At 31.0% G+C, this 21,091-nt stretch carries 19 protein-coding genes; 18 read left to right on the top strand and 1 reads right to left on the bottom strand.

Annotated elements, in window-relative coordinates; translation table 11 throughout:
- The first annotated feature begins 25 nt into the window (after positions 1-25).
- The 11 genes from PQ463_RS12810 to PQ463_RS12760 all read left to right on the top strand — a co-directional run bounded on the left by PQ463_RS12810 (position 26) and on the right by PQ463_RS12760 (position 12,919).
- Positions 26-1,390 (top strand): lipopolysaccharide biosynthesis protein, encoded by a 1,365-nt coding sequence (locus PQ463_RS12810; protein WP_274254053.1) that lies wholly within the window; start codon positions 26-28, stop codon positions 1,388-1,390.
- Positions 1,387-2,025: an acyltransferase gene (locus PQ463_RS12805; RefSeq protein WP_274254052.1), complete on the top strand. Its 639-nt coding sequence runs from the start codon at positions 1,387-1,389 to the stop codon at positions 2,023-2,025. Before PQ463_RS12810 ends, PQ463_RS12805 begins: the two co-directional genes overlap by 4 nt.
- Complete coding sequence (locus tag PQ463_RS12800; RefSeq protein WP_274254051.1) at positions 2,012-3,376, top strand: hypothetical protein; 1,365 nt, start codon at positions 2,012-2,014, stop codon at positions 3,374-3,376. The genes PQ463_RS12805 and PQ463_RS12800 overlap by 14 nt, the downstream gene beginning before the upstream one ends.
- Positions 3,373-4,227, top strand: coding sequence for a glycosyltransferase family 2 protein (locus PQ463_RS12795; protein WP_274254050.1), 855 nt, complete (start codon positions 3,373-3,375; stop codon positions 4,225-4,227). Before PQ463_RS12800 ends, PQ463_RS12795 begins: the two co-directional genes overlap by 4 nt.
- Positions 4,228-5,127 carry a sugar transferase gene (locus PQ463_RS12790; RefSeq protein WP_274254049.1) on the top strand — a complete coding sequence of 300 codons (900 nt, stop codon included), beginning with the start codon at positions 4,228-4,230 and terminating at the stop codon, positions 5,125-5,127.
- Positions 5,124-5,663, top strand: coding sequence for an acyltransferase (locus PQ463_RS12785; protein WP_274254048.1), 540 nt, complete (start codon positions 5,124-5,126; stop codon positions 5,661-5,663). Before PQ463_RS12790 ends, PQ463_RS12785 begins: the two co-directional genes overlap by 4 nt.
- A gap of 163 nt (positions 5,664-5,826) precedes the next feature.
- Positions 5,827-6,600: a WecB/TagA/CpsF family glycosyltransferase gene (locus PQ463_RS12780; protein WP_274254047.1), complete on the top strand. Its 774-nt coding sequence runs from the start codon at positions 5,827-5,829 to the stop codon at positions 6,598-6,600.
- A gap of 14 nt (positions 6,601-6,614) precedes the next feature.
- On the top strand, positions 6,615-8,033 hold the full coding sequence (locus PQ463_RS12775) for an undecaprenyl-phosphate glucose phosphotransferase (protein WP_274254046.1): 1,419 nt from the start codon (positions 6,615-6,617) through the stop codon (positions 8,031-8,033).
- 103 nt (positions 8,034-8,136) lie between these two features.
- The gene (locus PQ463_RS12770) at positions 8,137-8,928 is read left to right on the top strand and encodes a polysaccharide biosynthesis/export family protein (protein ID WP_274254045.1); all 792 of its coding nucleotides are present in this window, start codon (positions 8,137-8,139) and stop codon (positions 8,926-8,928) included.
- A gap of 20 nt (positions 8,929-8,948) precedes the next feature.
- Entirely contained in the window at positions 8,949-11,318 is a 2,370-nt protein-coding gene (locus PQ463_RS12765) for a GumC family protein (RefSeq protein WP_274254044.1), read from the top strand.
- A gap of 185 nt (positions 11,319-11,503) precedes the next feature.
- A complete protein-coding gene (locus tag PQ463_RS12760) occupies positions 11,504-12,919 on the top strand; it encodes an undecaprenyl-phosphate glucose phosphotransferase (protein ID WP_274254043.1) in 1,416 nt (471 codons plus the stop codon).
- Here the strand turns inward: PQ463_RS12760 and PQ463_RS12755 are convergent.
- Positions 12,916-13,665, bottom strand: a complete 750-nt coding sequence (locus PQ463_RS12755) for a tyrosine-protein phosphatase (protein ID WP_274254042.1) — start codon at positions 13,663-13,665, stop codon at positions 12,916-12,918. The genes PQ463_RS12760 and PQ463_RS12755 overlap by 4 nt on opposite strands.
- Before the next feature lie 111 nt (positions 13,666-13,776).
- Here PQ463_RS12755 and PQ463_RS12750 point away from each other — a divergent pair, with 111 nt between their 5' ends.
- The 7 genes from PQ463_RS12750 to PQ463_RS12720 all read left to right on the top strand — a co-directional run bounded on the left by PQ463_RS12750 (position 13,777) and on the right by PQ463_RS12720 (position 20,959).
- Positions 13,777-14,967, top strand: coding sequence for a DUF5009 domain-containing protein (locus tag PQ463_RS12750; protein WP_274254041.1), 1,191 nt, complete (start codon positions 13,777-13,779; stop codon positions 14,965-14,967).
- A 142-nt stretch (positions 14,968-15,109) separates the two neighbouring features.
- The gene (locus PQ463_RS12745) at positions 15,110-16,291 is read left to right on the top strand and encodes a BamA/TamA family outer membrane protein (protein ID WP_274254040.1); all 1,182 of its coding nucleotides are present in this window, start codon (positions 15,110-15,112) and stop codon (positions 16,289-16,291) included.
- A gap of 31 nt (positions 16,292-16,322) precedes the next feature.
- Positions 16,323-17,486 (top strand): glycosyltransferase family 2 protein, encoded by a 1,164-nt coding sequence (locus tag PQ463_RS12740; RefSeq protein WP_274254039.1) that lies wholly within the window; start codon positions 16,323-16,325, stop codon positions 17,484-17,486.
- Positions 17,487-17,570: 84 nt separating this feature from the next.
- Entirely contained in the window at positions 17,571-18,929 is a 1,359-nt protein-coding gene (locus PQ463_RS12735; protein ID WP_274254038.1) for a dihydrolipoamide acetyltransferase family protein, read from the top strand.
- Positions 18,930-19,150: 221 nt separating this feature from the next.
- A complete protein-coding gene (locus PQ463_RS12730) occupies positions 19,151-19,921 on the top strand; it encodes a 3'-5' exonuclease (protein WP_095931062.1) in 771 nt (256 codons plus the stop codon).
- Between the two features lie 82 nt (positions 19,922-20,003).
- The gene (locus PQ463_RS12725; protein ID WP_274254037.1) at positions 20,004-20,615 is read left to right on the top strand and encodes a fumarylacetoacetate hydrolase family protein; all 612 of its coding nucleotides are present in this window, start codon (positions 20,004-20,006) and stop codon (positions 20,613-20,615) included.
- A complete protein-coding gene (locus PQ463_RS12720) occupies positions 20,615-20,959 on the top strand; it encodes an Hpt domain-containing protein (RefSeq protein ID WP_008468078.1) in 345 nt (114 codons plus the stop codon). Before PQ463_RS12725 ends, PQ463_RS12720 begins: the two co-directional genes overlap by 1 nt.
- Positions 20,960-21,091: the final 132 nt, after the last annotated feature.

Here is a 21,091-nt window from a genome sequence, read left to right as displayed (position 1 = left end):
TTTTTATAAAATTAAATATTAAAATTTGAAACATTTAGTTCAAAAGATTTATGATAAGGCCGGAATTAAGAGCAACCGTACAAAGAATATTACTAGACACGTGTTCATTTCTTTTCTCTATAAAGGTGGAAGTATAATTTGTTCTTTTCTAATGGTTCCATTGACTATTAAGTTTTTAGATACAGATAATTATGGCGTATGGCTTACACTTAGTTCTTTTATAGCATGGTTTTCTTTTTTCGACATTGGTATAGGAAACGGTTTGCGAAATAAATTTGCTGAGGCCAAAGCAAAAGAAGACTTGATTTTAGCAAAAACTTACGTGAGCACTGCTTATTTTACAATTGGGTCTATTTGTTTTATTCTAATTCCAGTTTTTTTTCTTTTTAATTTTTTTGTTGATTGGTCAAAAGTTTTTAATACCAATGAAAATTTCCAGAAACAACTTAGTTTACTTATGCCAATTGTGTTTGCTTTATTTTGTTTGAATTTAGTAGGGAAATTAATCACGACTATTTATACTGCAGATCAAAATCATTCGATGCAAGGAAAAATTAATTTTTACACTTCATTACTTTCCTTAATAGCAATATGGTTTATGATACAAACAACAGAAAGTTCTTTGTTTTTATTTGGAATTATTTTTTCTGTATTACCAGTTTTGATATTGATTGGACTTAATGTTTTTGCTTTTACAAATGTTTATAAAGATTACAAACCTGTTTTTTCTTTGTGGAAGAAGGATTATTTTAAGGATATTTTTGGCTTGGGGTTTAGCTTTTTTTTTATACAAATGGCTTGGATAATTATTACAACAACAGATAATATAATTATTTCTCAACTGTTTTCTCCTAAAGAAGTTGTTCCATATAATTTAGCATTGAAGTTGTTTAGTATCTCAATAATGATGTTTACTATTATTGTTACACCATATTGGTCTTCTTTTACTGAAGCATATTTTAAAAGTGATTACATGTGGATAAAAGTAGCTATGAAAAATTTGAAAATGTTTATAGTCATTTTTTGCGTAATTTCTGTGATGATATTACTGTGCTCCGATTTTTTGTATAAAATATGGTTAGGTAAAGAAGCTGATGTGCCATTTTATATGAGTTTATCAATGTGTATCTATACCTGCTTGATAATATATTTAACGCCTTTTAATTATTTTATAAATGGGATTGGCAAGGTTAAATTGCAATTATATCAAACTATCTTTATGAGTGTTTTGAATATTCCTATTTCTATTTTCTTTGCAAAACATCTTAATATTGGACCAGTTGGAATTATTTTGGGAACTATAATTTGTATTGTCCCGAGTGTAATTATCTCTACTGTTCAATTTAATAAGATAATTTCTCAAAAAGCAAAAGGAATTTGGAATTTATGAGTTCGTTTCAATCCATAACTATTCTCTTTTTTAAAGTTTTTAGAAAAGTTTACTATACTTTTCTAAAAGTATTAGATAAAGTTTTTTGTTGTTTTATTCTATACTCAAACGGAGTAAAATTTGATAAATTCATAACGAATGGAGTTCCTAAAGTCTTTATTGCTCGTGGAGGAAGGATGGTAATTGGCGTAAATTTTAAAATGAATAATAGAGAGGTCTCAAATCCTATTGGTAGATTTAAGAGATGTAGTTTTATGGTTGGGAAGAACGGAAATTTAATATTTGGTAATAATGTAGGGATTAGTTCATCAGCAATTGTATGTCATAATAGTGTGCAGATTGGTGATAATGTGAAATTGGGAGGGAATGTCGTGATTTATGATACAGATTTCCATAGTTTAAACCCAGAAGAAAGAAAAGATAGTTATAAAGATAGATTAGGAGCAAAAAATAAACCTATCATAATATGTAGTAATGCTTTTATTGGGGCACATTCAACAATACTAAAGGGTGTAACGATTGGGCAAAACTCAATAATTGGAGCTTGTTCGGTTGTTACTAAAGATGTTCCTGAAAATCAAATTTGGGCAGGCAATCCTGCGAAGTTTATTAGAAAATTAGATGAAAAGCAATAGTTTAAATCAGACGAGCTTCAACTTTAAAATTTTAATTCCGTATATTTTTATTTTACTATTTAATGAATTAATTGTCTTAGTTTATCCAGGAAATATCGCTCAAACAATTCCTTTTGACATCATTATAATTTGCTTTGTTAATTGTTTTTTAATAAGCAGAATGAAAAACGTGTTTAATAAAATTATCTCTGGAACTTGGCTCATTTTTTATTTTTTAGGTGTTTTAAATATTAATAGTTCCAAGTCAAGAACTAATATCTGGAATCTCGAAATACATGATGCTTCATTTTTGTATCTTTTATGTTTACTTGTTTTTATTTTAGGTATTCTTTTCTTTGAAAGAAAGAAAATAAAAAAAAAACGATTTGTTAATGACCAACATGTCTTTTTAAAGACACCATTTATTTACTTAATGTTAATATATCCTTTGGTTTTTATATATAGTATATATACAAACATAGGAATTCTTCCAATTCTTAGTGGCCAGGATTTTGTTGGCGATATGTATGAGTTTAATTATGGTTTCTTTTATGGGTTGAAATTTCTCTGTGTATATAGTTTTAGCCTAACTTATTTAATGTTTAGAGATAAGAGAATCTTTTCCTTTTTTTATTTATTAGTTATTTTATTTATCGTTTCTGTTGATGGAAAAAGATTTATTCTTTTAATGTGTATTTTAAGTTTTGTCCCTTTGATGGTTAATTTAAAAAATAACGAATTCGAAGTTATAAGTAGAGATATAAAGATTGATTACAGCCCTATTATTTTGTCTTTTTCAAGTGTCGGAATAGTTTATATTTTAATTAATATTTTAAGAACAGGTTCCGATATACGAGAATCTCTTACTCTTTTGGTAGAAAATATTCCATTTGGAGTTGAATTTAAAGACTATGTTCATTGTTTTAATACGTATAATATTCAATCAATCCGAAATTATAATTTTGAATGGAGTGCCTTTGGATCATTTGCAAATTCTACTATTCTAGAAATGCTGGATTTGGATAAAAATGAATTATATAAGATGGGTAGCCATCATGCTTTTATGAATTTATACAATGAAAAATTTGGAATTAGAATTGGAATTGTGGGTGAATTATATTTTGCATATGGATTTTTAGTTTTACCAATAATGATCTTAATAGCATTTTTTGCTAATAACATATCCCAAAAATTAATGAATCCAAATTCTTATTTTAACTTAATTCAGAATTCTATTCTATTCGCCCTCTTTATTTTACTTATTAACGGACAAGCAACTGTTTTTTTTGGCTGTTTAACAGTTATGGTATATACATATTTATTTTATCGTTTCTGTAAATTGTTAATTTCTAATAACATGCATATTAAATGATTTATATTATTATTCCAGTATTAAATAGATGGAATTTTACAAAAGCTTGTTTAGAAAGTTTGTGCTTTCAGACTTATTCCAAATATAAAATAGTCGTTGTTGATCATGGCTCTACTGATGAAACTTCAAGCGAAATTAGAAATATATTTCCCGAAGTAATAATTCTGCAAGGAAACGAAAATATGTGGTGGACTGCAGCTACTAATTTAGGTGTTAAATACGCTTTATATAATCAAGCAGAATATGTTTTAACTTTAAATAATGATTTAATAGTTGATCAAAATTATTTGGAAACTATAATTAGCACAGCTGCAGATAAATATAAATCTATTATAGGAAGTGTGTCTGTTGATAGAAGAGATATAAATAAAATTGTTTTTGCTGGAATTAAGTGGAATTCAGTTACTGCAAAATATCGTTCAGCCGTTAGTTTAGAACAGGAATACGAAACTTTAAGAATAAATAATAGTATTATAGAAAGTGATCTTCTGCCTGGTAGAGGTACTTTATATCCTATTGAGGTTTTTAAATCTCTTGGTGTGTTTGATGAAATTTATTTTCCTCATTACTCTGCAGACGAAGATTTTTCTTTAAGATGTAAAAGAAATGGGTACTCATTATTTGTTTCTACTTCCTCTGTTGTTTTTAGTGAAGTAAACGCTACTGGATTAAAAAATTTACATAGAAAAAAAACTATTAAATACTGGCGAGATACTCTTACATCTAAAAAATCTCCTGTCAACATAAAAAGAAGGTGGTATTGGGCAAAAAAAAATAGTTGCTGTAGTATTGTTTATTTTTTATTTGACTACTGTAGAATACTTGGATCAGAATTTAAAAAAAATATATAAATGGAACTTGCTCCAATAGTCTTATTCACATTTAAGCGTCTTGATACTTTAAAGAAAACAGTTGAATCACTTCAGCAAAATTATCTTGCTGCTGAATCTGATCTTTATATTTTTTCTGATGCCGCTAAAGGAGAGTCAGATAAACAGGCTGTCAGTGCAGTTAGAAAATATATAAATTCTATTGATGGATTTAAATCTATTACAATCCATGAAGGAATATCAAATAAAGGATTGGCGACCTCAATAATTGATGGTGTAAGTGAAGTTTTAAAAGTCCATCAAAATGTTATCGTATTAGAAGATGATTTGGTTACGACAAGTAATTTTTTAAACTTCATGAATGAATCGCTTGAAAGATTTGCAGATCATAAAAAAGTTTTTTCCGTTTCAGGATTTTCATTCAATCTCAATATGGATAAAAAATATCCTTATGATATTTATTTTCTTAATAGAGGATGGTCTTGGGGTTGGGCAACATGGAAAGATAGGTGGGAACAAGTTGATTGGCAAATTGAAGATTATGAGTTGTTTGTGAAAAATAAAAAAGCAAGAAAGGCTTTTTCTCAAGGCGGTTCAGATTTGAACACTATGCTTGAGAAACAAATGACAGGTAAGCTTGATTCATGGGCTATAAGATGGTTTTATAATCAATATAAATTTAATGGATTAACTGTATATCCAATTAAATCAAAAATCATAAACGAAGGCTTTGGTGCAGATGCTACACACACAAAGGGTTCGTCACGTAGATATATTCCTATTTTGGATAATGAAAAAAATGTAGGCATTAATTATCCACCCGCTATTGGTTTAACAATTTCAGCTCAAAAGAAATTTCAATATAAAATGAGTTTGTTTTCTAGATTAAGATCTAAAATAGAAACTTTTTTAGGCTTATGATTTTGATAAAAATTTTAAAGAAAATCAGAAACCTTTATCTCGTGAAGATAAAATATCGCAGATATTCGATTGGTAAAGGATTTTCTGCGGGTGCTCGTGTAAGGCTTTGGGCTAAATCTACTTTATGCATTGGCAAAAATTTTTACATAGGGAGAGATTCGTTTATAGAGACGGATTGTGTTATTGGTGATAATGTCATTTTTGGAAATCGTGTGGCAATCATAGGTAAGTTTGACCATCATTTTCAGCAGATAGGAACACCAATTAGATTGGCAGCATCGATAAGGGAAGATAATTATTCATGGAAAGGCATAGGATTAGTCACGAAAATTGGTAGTGATGTATGGATTGGCTATGGCTCTACAATATTGCAAGGTGTTTCAATAAATGAGGGAGCAATTATTGCTGCGGGTTCAGTTATAACAAAGGATGTTGAAAGTTATACTATTTACGCCGGTAATCCTGGAAAAAAAATACGTGACCGCTTTGAATTTAAGAAAGATTTGGAGGATCATCGTAAATTATTGCAAGAATAGATTTTTGATAATAAAGCTTCTAAAATCTCAATTAAGTTTAAAAATAATCATTCAATAGATTTGGCACTAGTTAAATACTAGCTCTTAAAATCCTTTTAAATACTGTCTTTAGTAGAATTAGAAATGCATGTTCATAAACATTTTGTAGAGTAAGTACTTTAGAATGTTAACAGGCGATAAAAGAATATACTTCATAATGACCAAACCAGCCTCCGTTGTCCCTTTAATGGACTATTCTATTTACAGTGGAGATCTTTCAGATTGTTTCACAGGTTCAAAAGTTTTAATTAATACCATTAATCAATATTCTTATTGCATTGCTGAGAAAGATTTAGATTTTAAAAAAGCATTGTTGGATTCTGATATTTTATTACCCGATGGTGTTGGTATTATTAGTGCTGTTAGATTATTAACACATAAAACCATTAAAAAAATTGCAGGAGCGGATATCCATCAATTTCTTCTTGCTAATTTGAATAAAAAAGGTGGAACTTGTTTTTATTTAGGATCTTCTCAAAATACATTGAATAGAATTGCTTCAAGAGTTTCAGACGAATTTCCAAATATAAAATTATCAACCTTTTCACCGCCATATAAAGATGAATTTTCACCATGCGATATCAAGAAGATGTTGGATGAGGTCAATGGTTTTAAACCAGATGTGTTATTTGTAGGAATGACAGCTCCCAAGCAAGAGAAATGGTCAAATATGTATAAAAATGAGTTAGACGTAAAACTAATTTGTTCAATTGGTGCTGTCTTTGATTTTTATGCCGATACTATTGCTCGACCAAGTAATTTCTGGATAAATATAGGTTTAGAATGGTTTGTGAGATTAGTAAAAGAACCCAAACGAATGTGGAAAAGATATTTGTATTACGGGCCAGTTTTTATTAAGCTAATTTTAGAAAAAAAAATTAAAAGTATTTTCAAATAGAGTTCTTTTCAATTATGAAAATTTTAAAAAAACTATCTGAATATAGTTTTTCGAGATACTACCAAATTACGTTCATTGTTTGGGACATGATTTTGTTAAATGTTGCAGTCTTTGTTTCTGGTTTAATTAGGTCTGGTGATCTTGATGTACTAGCAATAAAAGAATCAAGAACTATTTCTTTATTGGGCAATTTGATATGGATTGGATTATTGCTCTATAAGAATTCTTATAAAATTATTAGGATAGAAACCTTAGAATCAATTTTAAGCAGAACAATTAAAAAAGTTGTTATTCACGCTTCTATTGTTGCAGTTTTTGTAGTTTTTCTAGAATATTCCAATATTTCTAGAATGCAATTATTTTGCTTTTATGTGTTTTTTTTTGTGTTATTGATGTTATCAAGATTTTTTTTGATGCGGTTTTTAAAACATGTTAGGTCTAAGGGATATAATTTTAGAAACATTGTTATTGTAGGAGCTAACGATAAGGGGAGGAGAATGCGTAAAATATTAGCCAAAAACTTAACTTATGGTTATAGATTTCTAGGCTTTTTTGATGAAAACCAAAATAGCTCTGATTCAGCAAGCGATAGTATTTTGGGAGGGTTCAATGATATTCAAAACTACATGGCAAAAGTTCACGTGGACGAAATGTATATCGCATTGCATATTGATAACGTTAATATCATTAATTATTTAATAGATATTTGCGAGCATCATATGGTTCGTGTGAAATTTATACCTGATTTTCAGTTGTATACTAAATCAAGTAGAGTTGAGATTTCTTTTTATGAGAATACACCTGTATTAATGTCTCGTCGAGAGCCTTTAGAATATGCAATAAATAGATTACTGAAGAAAATCTTTGATATTTGCTTCTCAGGGTTGGTTATTTTATTAATATTTCCGTGGCTGTTTCCGATTATAATGCTAATTATAAAAATGGAATCTTCAGGACCTGTTTTTTTTAAACAAGATCGATCTGGACGGGATAACAAATCTTTTGCATGTTTTAAATTTAGAAGTATGACTGTTAATGCTTCAGCAGATCATAAACAGGCACAGAAAGGGGATTCACGCGTTACAAAGTTTGGTGCCTTTATGCGTAAAACAAGCATCGATGAATTGCCTCAGTTTTTTAATGTTTTTCTTGGTAATATGTCAGTAGTGGGACCAAGACCACATATGTTGTATCATACACAAGAATATAGTGAGCTAATCAATAATTATTTAGTTCGACAATATGCAAAACCTGGGATAACCGGCTGGGCACAAGTTAATGGCTACCGTGGCGAAACTAAAGAACTGGTTGATATGGAAAATAGAGTTGAATGCGATATTTGGTACATTGAAAACTGGAGCTTACTTCTTGACGTGAAAATCATTATAAAAACAATTATTAATGTTTTTCGAGGAGAAAAAAATGCATACTAGATTTCTTCCAAGTTAAAAATACAATCCCTTTTAGTAAAAATACATTTGCAGGATAGGTTTTCTATTTTGTTGTAAATGTTCTATGATTTAAAATTCAAACATAATGAAATTTCAATTTGTCTTTTTGATAAAAACTGTTGCTTTTTTATCAGTTTTTATCTTGTTCTTTTCTTGCGCTTCTAAGAAAGATCTTGTCTATTACCAAAATATTGATTCCCTTCAAACCAAGCAAAATATAACTTCTTATGAAGTTAAAATTCAGCCTGATGATTTATTAATGATTATTGTTTCTGCTGATGATCCTGAGGCTGCTATTCCTTTTAATTTAAAAACATTTAGTATTGCCGGCAACAATAAACTGGATATTGCTCGTAGTCAAGAAACGGTGCAATTATATTTGGTAGATCATAACGGAAATATTGAGTTTCCTGTAGTTGGGAAAATAAAAGTTGGTGGATTTAGTCGTACAGAAGTGTTGGAATTATTACAGAACAAAATTGGAAATTACATTAAAAATCCAATAATCAATCTCCGTATAACAAATTTCAAAATTTCATTGCAGGGGGAAGTGAATCAACCAGGAACTTATTCTGTTGCTTCAGAGAGAATTACATTAATTGAGGCCTTGAGTATGGCCAAGGATTTGACTATATATGGAAAAAGAGATAATGTTTTGGTTATACGTGAAGTTAATGGCGTAAAATCATACAATAGAGTGGATTTAACCAAATCAGATTTTATTAATTCTCCTTTTTACTATTTAGCTCAAAATGATGTAGTATATGTTGAGCCTAATAAAACTAGAGTGAATTCCTCGGCTGTCGGGCCAAATACCTCCGTAATCATTTCTGCGATTTCTATTTTAGTCTCGCTTTCAGTTCTAATTTTTAAATAAAATCGAAATAATAAAGTATAATGAAAGAGTTTTACAATGATGTTGAGGATGATGATATCGAAGATCTTGGTCTTACACAACAATTAGAAAAATATTTAGCTCATTGGCGTTGGTTTTTACTGAGTATTATAATAGGTCTGTTGTTGGCTTTTTTATATTTAAGATTATCAACACCTAGTTATGAGGCTTCAACTACAATACTTGTTAAGGATGAGAAAAAAGGTGGGATGCTTTCAGAACTTTCCGTTTTTTCAGATTTAGGTTTGGGAGCAAGTGTGAAAAGTAATATTGACAATGAAATTGAAATTTTAAAATCAAGAACTTTAGCAGAAAGTACAATTCTGAAACTTAATTTAAATATCGCTTTGTTTTATAAGGAAAGTTTTACAAAGCGTGATATGTATGGAGAGTCTCCAATAGAAATTCATTTTATAAAAAAAATGCAATCATTTGGAGAGGCAAATGTTAATCTTAATTGCGAATTAATAACTGCTGAAACTTTTTCATTAATAGAGAAAATTGAAAATAAGGAAAACTTTATTGTCTCGCCTAAGAAAGAGTTTAGATTTGGAGAAAAAATTCTCACGAAAACAGGAATTTTAGTAGTAAATAAAACAGCTCTTTTTTCTGATTTTTATTCAAATGGAGAGAGAGCTATCTGTATTTTGATAAAGCCATTGGATGATTTAACAGAAGATTTTAGAAAAAAACTAAAAGTAGAGCCTATTAGTAAAACCAGTAGCGTGGTTAGTATTTCAATTTCAGATCCCGTTGCTAAAAAGGCCGAGGAGTTTTTAAACAATATGGTTGAGATTTATAATGAGCGTGCGGCACAAGATAAAAATTTCATCTCAGAAAACACCTCTAATTTTATTGCAAACAGGCTTGCCCTGATTACACAAGAACTTGATGGTGTAGAACAAAATGTTGAGAGCTTCAAGAAATCAAATCGACTAACTGATATTGAGTCTGATGCAAAGCTGTATGTTGAAAGTTCAAATGAATATGATAAAAAAGGTGTTGAAACAGAAATTCAGTTAAACGTAGTTTCTTCTTTGCTTGATTTTATTAAAAAAAGTTCAAACTCAGATTTGTTGCCTTCTAATTTAATTTTAGATAAAGGAGATGCGTCTAATTTGATTAATTCCTACAACCAATTGGTTTTAGATCGTAACCGAGTTTTGAAATCGGCAACAAGTGAGAATCCGGCGGTTGTAAAATTGGACCAGCAGATAAATTCTTTAAAACTTAATGTAGCAGAAAGTTTGAATAGAATGCAGTCTAATTTGCAAATTCAAAATCGCGATCTAAAAATTAAAGAAGGAGTTTTGAACAGTAAAATTGGAAAAATTCCGGTTCAAGAGCGTCAGTTTAGAGCGATAGCAAGGCAGCAAAAAGTAAAAGAAGAGCTGTATTTGTACTTATTGCAAAAGAGAGAAGAAACTGCAATTTCTTTGGCTGCAACTGAGCCTAATGCTCGTATAATTGATACAGCAAAAGCAGAAAAAAATCAAGTAAGTCCAAAGAAAAAAATAATTTATCTAGCAGGAATTTTATTTGGGATATTGATTCCGTTGGGTATTATTTATGCAGATGATTTATTAAATACTAAAATTAAAAGTAGAGATGATTTAGAAGGGAAAACTCAAATTCCTTTTATCGGAGATGTACCTAATTGTGAGCATGTGTCAGAATTAATCAGACCTAATAGCAGAAGTAGTTCTGCTGAAGCGCTCCGTATTGTTAGAACCAATCTTGGTTTTATGCTCAATAATACCGAAGAAAAAATCGCAAAAAAAATATTTGTAACATCAACTTTTGCTTCCGAAGGGAAAACATTTATTTCGACAAATTTAGCAGCCAGTTTTGCATTAGCAGGTAAAAAAGTTCTGCTTATTGGTATGGATATTAGAAATCCGAAATTAACAGATTATCTTACCCTGCCTTCTGAAGGATTAACGAATTACTTGTCTTCGGAAAATAAAACTATCGAAAATTATATTATAAAATATGAAGGATACGAAAATTTTTATATTCTGCCAGCAGGGATAATCCCTCCTAATCCAGCTGAGTTATTGATGAGTAAAAAAATAGATCAGTTATTTGAAAATTTAAAAACAGAATATGATTATATACTAGTTGATACTGCTCCAGCTAGTCTCGTAACAGATACATTGCTCATAGCAAAAAATGCTGACACATTTGTTTATGTAATGCGTGCTAGATTTTTAGAAAAACGAATGATATCTATTGCAAACAGATTTTTTAGAGATAAAAAACTTCCTAATATGTGCATTGTTCTCAATGATACAAAACCGAAAGGAAAGTATAGTTACGGTTATGGAGAGAAATTGGAGAAAAAAGGATGGTTTAAAAAACTGATCAGCTAAAATAAGAAAAAACGGTTCAAAATATTTTGAGCCGTTTTTTTTTTTTTTATGAGTTCAAATTTGGTAATATATTCTTAATCTAATGTTTTGCAAGAATTGATTTAAAAAATAGCATATAACAATAATTAAAGTATTATTTTCGTCATCTATACCAAACAAATCTTATCTAGGCAAATAAGTTGAAAATGAATTTTTTGCAAAACTTATCACATTATCGTATTTCGCGTTATTCCAAACTATTATTTGTGTGCTGGGATCTATTATTATTAAATCTTGCGATCTATCTGTCCGCTATGGCGCGATTTGGAGATTTAGACAAGCTTTTTTTGAAAGACGAAAAAACAATCTCGTTGTTAGCAAACTTGATTTGGGTAGCTTTGCTGATGCAAAAAGATTCCCATAGAATTATTAGAATAGAGTATATAGAATCAATTCTAAGAAGGACTATTAAAAAGCTTTTTATACATATTGCGTTAATCGTTTTTTTTGTAGTACTTCTGAAATATACAGATATCTCTAGGCTTAGATTATTATATTTTTATTTATTTTTCTTCATTCTGTTATTGATTTCTCGCTACATTTTCATGAAGCTTTTAAAGAACTTGAGAGCGAAAGGATATAATTTTAAAAAATTCATCATTATTGGCGCAAATGAGACTGGAGAGAAAATGCGGAAAATATTAGCTAAAAATTTGACCTATGGTTATAAATTTTTAGGATTTTTTGATCAAAAAAATGAAATTGAAAATCAACCAATACCAATTATTGGCGGATTTGATGATGTGCAGGAATTCATTATTAGAGAAAAAGTAGAAGAAGTGTATGTAGCATTACATATTGATCATATTGAAATAATTAATAAACTGACAAAAATATGTGAGCAAAATTTGGTGAGAATCAAATTTATACCAGATTTTCAATTGTACACAAAATCTAGTAAAGTTGAGGTTGCTTTTTACGAAAACACACCTGTTTTGATGTTGCGACGCGAGCCATTAGAACTTGCAGTTAATAGACTTATAAAAAAAATATTTGATCTTTGTTTTTCAATATTGGTTATAATTTTAATCTTTCCGTGGTTATTTCCTATAGTGATGTTGCTTATTAAGTTAGAATCGCCTGGACCAGTATTTTTTAAACAAGAGCGCTCTGGTCGTGACAATAAAACATTTTCATGCTATAAATTTAGAAGCATGTATATTAATGATTTTGCACATGATAAGCAGGCTAGAAAAGGGGATTCGCGTATTACAAAGTTTGGAGCTTTTATGCGAAAAACAAGTATTGATGAACTACCTCAATTTTTTAATGTTCTATTTGGAAATATGTCTGTTGTCGGACCAAGACCTCATATGATAAATCTTGCTAAAGAATATGGAGAGCTAATAGATAACTATTCGGTTCGACATTATGCAAAACCAGGAATTACTGGATGGGCGCAAGTAAATGGCTATCGCGGAGAAACAAAAAAGCTTTCTGACATGGAAAACAGAGTTGAATGTGATATTTGGTATATAGAAAATTGGAATTTGTTGTTGGATGTTAAAATTATAATTCGAACAATCATGAATATTGTTCAAGGGGAAGAAAATGCATATTAGTTACCCTCTTGAAATTTAAAAAAAGCATTGTTAGCAATAACTTCTTTTAGATTTGAAACGCTTTTAATATTTACTTTTTCATCAAAGGCTTTAATGTGTTTGGCATGATGTACATCAGTTCCTGCAAAATCATACATGCCTTTTTTTAGCAGCTCTTCAGCAATTTTAGTGATTTCTCCACCATAATAACCAACTATAGAAAGCAAATTTAACTGAAATCTGCAGCCAGCTCTTTTTAATTTCTCATATTCATTAAAACTTTTGTGATAAAAAATATATCTTTCAGGGTGCGCTAAAACCGGAATATATCCGGCTACCTGTAAGTCGAAAAGTATTTTATAAAGTTCTAATGGAGCATTCATGTATGACATTTCAACTAGGACATAATTATCTTTTAATGTTAAAAGCTCTTCATCTTTAAAATGTTTTTCAAACCAATCATCCATAAAATACTCTGCGGCAGCTTTAAAGGAAATATTTATATTTTCTTTTTCTAAAATATGTTTAGTTTCTCTGTAGGTATTTGTAATGGTTTGAGGGGTGTTATCCCAAATATAATGACTTATGTGTGGTGTAGTTACAAATTGTGAAACGCCAATTTCTTCAAGAGATTTAATTAGATTTTTTGTGTGTTGAATGGTTTTTGCACCATCATCAATTCCTGGCAGAATATGAGAATGAATATCTACAAAACTGCCATCAAGCAGGTCTTTTAAAATAGGTTTTGATTTGAGGAATGATAGCATAAAAATAAAACTGTAGAGATCAAATATTAATGTACAAAATTAGTCGAGAATTTGTAACAAGACGTTTTAGAATTATGCTATATTTGATTTTTAGTAAAAAAGTAAAAAATTATGAAAATAAAAGAGAATCTGTTTAATCAGCGTATTATTTCTATCGATGCTTTGCGTGGAATTACCATTTTTGTAATGATTTTTGTAAACGAACTTGCAAGTATTCAAAACGTACCGCAATGGATGAAACACATGCCCGCAGATGCAGATGCAATGACTTTTGTTGATTTAGTTTTTCCTGCTTTTTTATTTATTGTCGGAATGTCTATTCCGTTTGCTTTTAATGCCAGACTCATAAAAAAAGACAGTCCAAAAACAATTTGGACACATACTCTTAAGCGAGCCATTGCCCTTATTGTAATAGGTGTTTTTATGGTCAATGCTGAGTATGGATTTGATGCGACAAAAATGATTATCGCGCCAGCATTTTGGGGACTTTTGGCTTATAGCATGCCAATTCCAATTTGGAATAAATATCCAAAAGATTTTCCTGTTTGGTTAAAAAATGTGCTTCAATATGGAGGGATTTTAGTACTTGTAACACTTTATTTCATTTATGTGCAAGATACTGGAGATCGCGGAATGACACCAAAATGGTGGGGAATTCTTGGGTTGATAGGTTGGGCGTATCTTTTTACAGTAATTTATTATTGGCTAGTTTCAGGAAATCTGTGGGCAATGATTGCTTTTCTAGTTTTTGCTGTTGCCATGAATTCTCTTAATTTAATCGAAAACTCTTTTGTTCAAAGTACTTCTTGGTTGAGTTTTATAGCAGGACATCTTACACATGTTTCTCTGACTTCGGCTGGAATTATAATTTCATTATTATTTTTTGACCGAAAAATTAGTTCTAAAATCAATTGGCCAGTAATTGGTTTTATTGGCTTGTTTACGTTAACAGCAATTTTGCTTCGTCCGTATTTCGGAATATCAAAAATAAAAGGAACACCATCTTGGACAATGTTCTCGGCAGCAATTTGCGCCGCTCTTTTCTATTTTCTGTATTGGCTTATGGAAGTTAAAAAGCAGACCAAATGGAGCGAGTTCTTCATGCCTGCAGCTGCAAACCCATTATTGATTTATATCTTACCGGGCGTTATTTATTATTTCTGTAAAGCTTTTAACTTTCATATAATACCAGGATATTTCAGAGTAGGAGTTCCTGGAATTTTATGGTCTCTGGTGTTTTCAATAATTATGCTTTTTGTAATGAAGATTTTGAATAGATATAAAATTCAGCTGCATCTTTAGAGTTTTAGTCTCGGTCGCAGTTTTGAGTTTTCGGTTTGTAAACTGAGACTCAAAACCGCGACTGAAAACTTTCCTCAAAATCAACCTTAATATTCTTAATAAAATTTTAAATTTGTAAGAGGCGGTTTTTAAGACATTGCGTGTGAGTAGTTTAAAAATTAAATATATCTTAAGTTTATTTTTAATAGGATCGTTTTGTCAGGCGCAGAATGATAGTACCACCGTGGAAACTAGAGATATCTTAGACGTCATTCATAAAATTTTTGATAAACAGGATACCATTCGTCCGGATCGAAAACGAAAACTAACTTTTTCTTTACTGCCTGTTCCAGTCGGTGTTAATTCCAGCAATGGTTTGGTGGTTTCTTTTTTGACTACTTTTTACTTGGGAGACGCAGAAAAAACCAAAATGTCTCAGATTACCTTTTCGCCTTATTTTAGTTTTAGCAATCAATTTGTATTTCCAATCCAATCTTATATTTATACAAGTGACAATAAATGGAATCTGATGGGAGATTATCGTTACATGATTTATCCTCAAGATACTTACGGACTGGGTACCGACAATTCAGAAAAAGAAATGTCAACGCTCGATTATCAGCAGTGGCGCTTCTATCAGTTTATTACAAGGCAGATTGTCGGTAATTATCGGTTAGGAGTTGGTTTCCTTTTCGATAATTATAAAAATATTTCTGAAGAATCTTATATAGACGGAGAAACAGATTATTATAAATATATGAATGGTGATTATTCTGATGAGACTTCTTTCGGATTTGCCATTCAAGGTTTATACGATTCTAGAGAAAATATCATTAATCCAGAACAGGGCTTGTATGTCGAAGCCGATTTACGATTAAACACCAGCGGAGTAGAAGGAGACAAGTGGCAGTCTATATATTTTGATGCCCGAAAATACCATTCTTTTAGTAAAACCAAACATCGGGTTTGGGCTTCTAGGGCGTTCTTTTGGTCCACTTTTGGAGGGAAACCGCATTATTTGGATTTACCAAGTATTGGCTGGGATCGAGAAGGGAAAACAGGCCGCGGATTCACCAAAAATAGATATCGCAGCAATGCTTTAATTTATTTTGAAACCGAATATAGAACTGATATAACCCGTAACGGATTTTTGGGTGCTGTTTTTTTTACCAATGTTTCTTCGGTTTCTAAACTTGATACATACGAATTTAAAAAATGGAATCCTGCTGTCGGAACTGGAATTCGCATTAAATGGAATAAACGTAACGGCAGTAATCTCGCTTTAGATTACGGAATCAGTAAAAACGATTGGTCGCTACGTTTGGGGTTATCAGAAAATTTCTAACTTCGGCCAAAATCTACAGACTCAATTATTCATGCAATTATCGGTTGTTATTTTAAATTACAATGTACGCTACTTTCTAGAACTATGTGTTTTAAGTGTTCAGGAAGCAATTGCGTCAATCGATGCAGAAATTATTGTAATAGATAATAATTCATCAGACGAAAGCGTTTTGATGATGAAAGAAAAATTTCCAAACGTAAGACTAATTGAAAATAAAGAAAATTTTGGTTTTCCAAAAGGCAATAATATTGGTGTTCGTCAAGCGAAAGGAAAGTACGTTTGTATTTTAAATCCTGATACTGTCGTTGCAGAAGATACTTTTACAAAGATTTTGGCTTTCGCCGAAAGGCAAACTAATCTCGGAATCATTGGCTGTAAATTAATTGATGGAACAGGGCAATTTCTTCCAGAAAGCAAACGCGGCATTCCAACGCCTTGGGTTGCCTTCACAAAAATTTTCGGATTGTATAAAATATTTCCCAAGACAAAACTTTTTAATCAATATTACGCTCAGCATTTAAACGAAAACGAAACGGGAAAAGTAGATATTCTCGTTGGCGCTTTTATGTTTTTGGAAAGAAAACTATATGAAGATTTAAATGGTTTTGATGAAAACTGTTTTATGTACGCCGATGATATTGATCTGTCGTATCGCGCTTTACAAATGCAAAAGAAAAATTATTATTTTCATGAAACTACCGTTTTGCATTATAAAGGAGAAAGTACAATAAAAGACGAAAAGTATATGATGCGTTTTCAGGAGGCTATGAATTTCTTTTATCAAAAGCATTTTAAGAAATCGCAGTTCTTTAGTATCTTTATTCAAATTGGTGCTTTTTTGTTTTCAAGTGCTAAAATGTTTCAAGGAAAACCAAAAGAAAACACATTGCCAGAAAGTTATTTTTTATACTCCGAAAATGAGAATTTCGCTAAAAAATTGGCTCCGATTTTGGAAAATAAAGTTGGTTTTTTAGATTTCAAAGGAGAAAAAATGGTAAATTCGTGGCTAATTTTAAAGGGTAAAAAGGCAGAGATCATTTTGGATAATCACTATATTTCATTCAAAAAATGTATCGAAATCATAGAAACTCTTAAAGATAAGAAGGTTACTTTTAAAATTTTTCCCAAAAATACAGGTTTTATTATTGGAAGTAATTCAAGGAATGACAGAGGGCAAATCGTGAAAATCGAGTAAAAAATTATATTAAATGAAATTTATATTTAAAATTTTCATTAATTTCGCAATCTGAAAATCAAAAACATCTTTTAGATTAACAATATGGCAAGATTTGAATTAAAGCTTCCTAAAATGGGAGAAAGTGTCGCTGAAGCAACCATAACTAACTGGTTGAAAGAAGTTGGAGACAAAATTGAGGCTGATGAAGCCGTACTCGAAATTGCAACAGATAAAGTTGACAGCGAAGTGCCAAGTGAAGTATCAGGGATTTTAGTTGAGCAATTGTTTGGTAAAGATGATTTAGTGCAAGTAGGGCAGACTATTGCCATTATTGAAACTGAAAGCGGAGAAACAGCAGCTCCACAAGCTGTAAATACAGTTCAAGAAACTGCCGCTCCTGCAGAAGTCGCCGAAATTGAAAAAACAATCGAATCGGTTAAAGAAACTGTAACTTCTCAAGATTTTTCAGGATCAGATAAATTCTTTTCTCCATTAGTAAAAAATATTGCAAAAGAAGAAGGTCTTTCTTTAAACGAACTTGAAAATATTGCAGGTTCTGGAAAAGACGGACGTGTGACTAAAGAAGATATTCTGAAATACGTAGAAGATCGTAAATCAGGTTCTGTTCAGGCACCTAAAGCAGTTGAAGCAGCTCCAAAAGCAGTTGTTGAAACTCCTAAAGCAGAAGCTCCAAAAGCAGTTGAGCCAGTTGTTCAAAAAAGCCAGCAGGCAGTTCCAGTTTCTGTAAACGGTGCTGACGAAATTGTGGAAATGGACAGAATGCGTAAACTGATTTCTGGTTACATGGTGGCTTCGGTTCAGACTTCTGCCCACGTACAATCTTTTATTGAGGTTGACGTAACAAACATTGTAAAATGGAGAGATAAAGTAAAAACGGCTTTTGAAAAAAGAGAAGGCGAGAAACTGACTTTTACTCCGATTATGATGGAGGCAGTTGCAAAAGCTTTAAAAGATTTCCCAGGGATGAACATTTCTGTTGATGGAGATTATATTATTAAAAAGAAAAATATCAATTTAGGAATGGCGGCAGCATTGCCAAACGGAAATTTAATTGTTCCTGTAATTAAAAATGCAGATCAGTTGAATTTGGTTGGAATGGCAAAAGCGGTTAACGATTTGGGAAACCGTGCAAAAGCTGGAAAACTAAAACCAGACGATACACAAGGCGGAACTTATACAGTTACGAATGTTGGTACTTTTGGAAGTGTTTTCGGAACGCCAATTATCAATCAGCCACAAGTAGGTATTTTGGCTCTTGGAGCAATTCGTAAAGTGCCTGCGGTTATTGAAACTCCAGAAGGAGACTTTATCGGAATTCGTCAGAAAATGTTCTTATCTCACTCTTACGATCATAGAGTTGTTGATGGAGCTTTGGGAGGAAGTTTTGTGAAAAGAGTAGCAGAATATTTAGAAGCTTTTGATGTAGATAGAGATTTCTAAAATTCATTTTTAAAATAAATTCAAATCCGGCAGTTTTAAAACTTGCCGGATTTTTTTTATTTTGTAAGAAAAGAATTAGGCACTATTACGTAGGCTTGCTATGAGCTTAATTTTTAAAAGTTAAAATTGAGTAATTGAATGTGTTTTTTGACAAAAAAAATCAGAATAAAGAGGGATATTCCGCTTTAAAAATTACATTTGTAAACTTATAAAAAATAGAAATGGAATTAAAACTTAACAAGCCAATTTGCTTTTTTGATCTCGAAACAACGGGAATTGATATCGGTAAAGATAGAATCGTAGAAATTTCAATATTCAAAGTTTTTCCTAACGGAAACAAAGAAAGTAAAACTTGGTTGGTTAATCCGACAATTCCAATTCCTCCACAAACAACTGCAGTTCATGGCATCACTGACGAGAAAGTGGCCAATGAACCTACTTTTGCAGAACTTGCTCCGCATATTCATAATATGATTAAAGATAGCGACTTGGGTGGATTTAATTCAGATCGTTTTGATATTCCGCTTTTGGCAGAAGAATTGCTTCGTGCCGGAGTTGATTTTGATATGAAGAACAAAGTTTCTGTAGATGTACAGACTATTTTTCATAAAATGGAAGAGCGTACTTTGAGTGCGGCTTTGAAGTTTTATTGTGGTAAAAGTCTCGATAATGCCCATTCGGCAGAAGCAGATACAATGGCAACTTACGAAATTTTGAAAGCGCAGTTAGATCGTTATCCGGAATTGGAAAATGACATGAAATCTTTATCTGAATTTACAACTCGTAAAAAAATAGCAGATTTTGCGGGAATGATTGCTTTTGATAAAGATGATGAAGAAATTTTTACTTTTGGAAAACATAAAGGAGCCAAAGTGGAGAAAGTTTTAGAAACAGAACCTGGATATTTCAGCTGGATTCAAAATGCTGATTTCCCACTGTATACCAAAAAAGTTTTGACAGCAATTAAATTAAGAAAATTAAATACGAAGTAAGCTTTTAAGGTGCTAAGTTTCTAAGGTTCTGAGTTTTTGCCTTAGAAGCTTAGCATCTTAGTGTCTTAGAACCTTAAAAAAAATGAAGATTATCTGTGTCGGCAGGAATTATGCCAATCATATAGAAGAGTTGAAAAACGAGCGTCCGAGTGAGCCGGTTGTTTTTATGAAACCAGATTCTGCTGTTTTGCTGAAACAGCATCCGTTTGTAATTCCAGAGTTTTCTGAAGATGTTCATCATGAAGTTGAAATAATCGTTAAGATTAATAAAGTCGGGAAATATATTGAACCGAAATTTGCCCATAAATATTATGATGAAATAAGTGTAGGAATCGATTTTACTGCTCGAGACCTGCAAAGTAAGTTAAAAGAAAAAGGGCTTCCGTGGGAAAAAGCCAAGGCTTTTGACGGTTCTGCGGTTATTGGTGATTTTTTGCCAAAAACTGACTTTGTTTCTATGGAAAATCTTAATTTTGAATTAAGAAGCAATTCAGAAGTGGTTCAAAAAGGGAACTCAAGTATGATGCTTTGGAAAATTGACGAATTGATTTCTCATGTATCTCAGTTTTTTACTTTAAAAATTGGAGATATTATTTTTACAGGAACACCGGCAGGTGTTGCGGCTGTAAAACCAAATGACATTTTAGAAGGCTTTTTAGAAGATAAAAAATTATTCAGAATACAAGTAAAATAATGGCTTTAAAGTATAACCTTTCGAAAGTATATGCGCTTTCAGATAACGATCCTGAATTTGTAAATCAGATTTTAACTTTATTTGTTACAGAAGTTCCAGAAGATTTAAAACAAATTAAAGAAGGAATTAAAAAGAAGGATCATAAATATGCATATTCGTATGCCCACAAAATAAAGCCAACATTAGATTTAATGGGATTAAATGTGGCTTTTGAAGAAATCTTGCAAGTGGAAGCTTGGACAAAAGCTGAAGGCAAGAAAAAAGATATTATCGAAACTTTTAAAAGTATTAAAGTACAAGTAAAAGAAGCGATTAAAGAAATTAAAAAAGATTTTGATCTTTAATATAAAATTTGACTTATTCCTGATTTCTTTAAATTAAGGAATAAGTCAAAATCATTTTTTAAATTTTGTAAGTGGCTTATAGTTTGTAAAAGCCGTTAATACCCTCCCTCCAAGACAAAATTTAAATTTTCT

Source organism: Flavobacterium sp. KACC 22763 (assembly GCF_028736155.1).
Classification (GTDB): domain Bacteria; phylum Bacteroidota; class Bacteroidia; order Flavobacteriales; family Flavobacteriaceae; genus Flavobacterium.
Note: the sequence above shows the minus strand (reverse complement) of the source record. Positions and strands in the feature narration are given on the sequence as shown.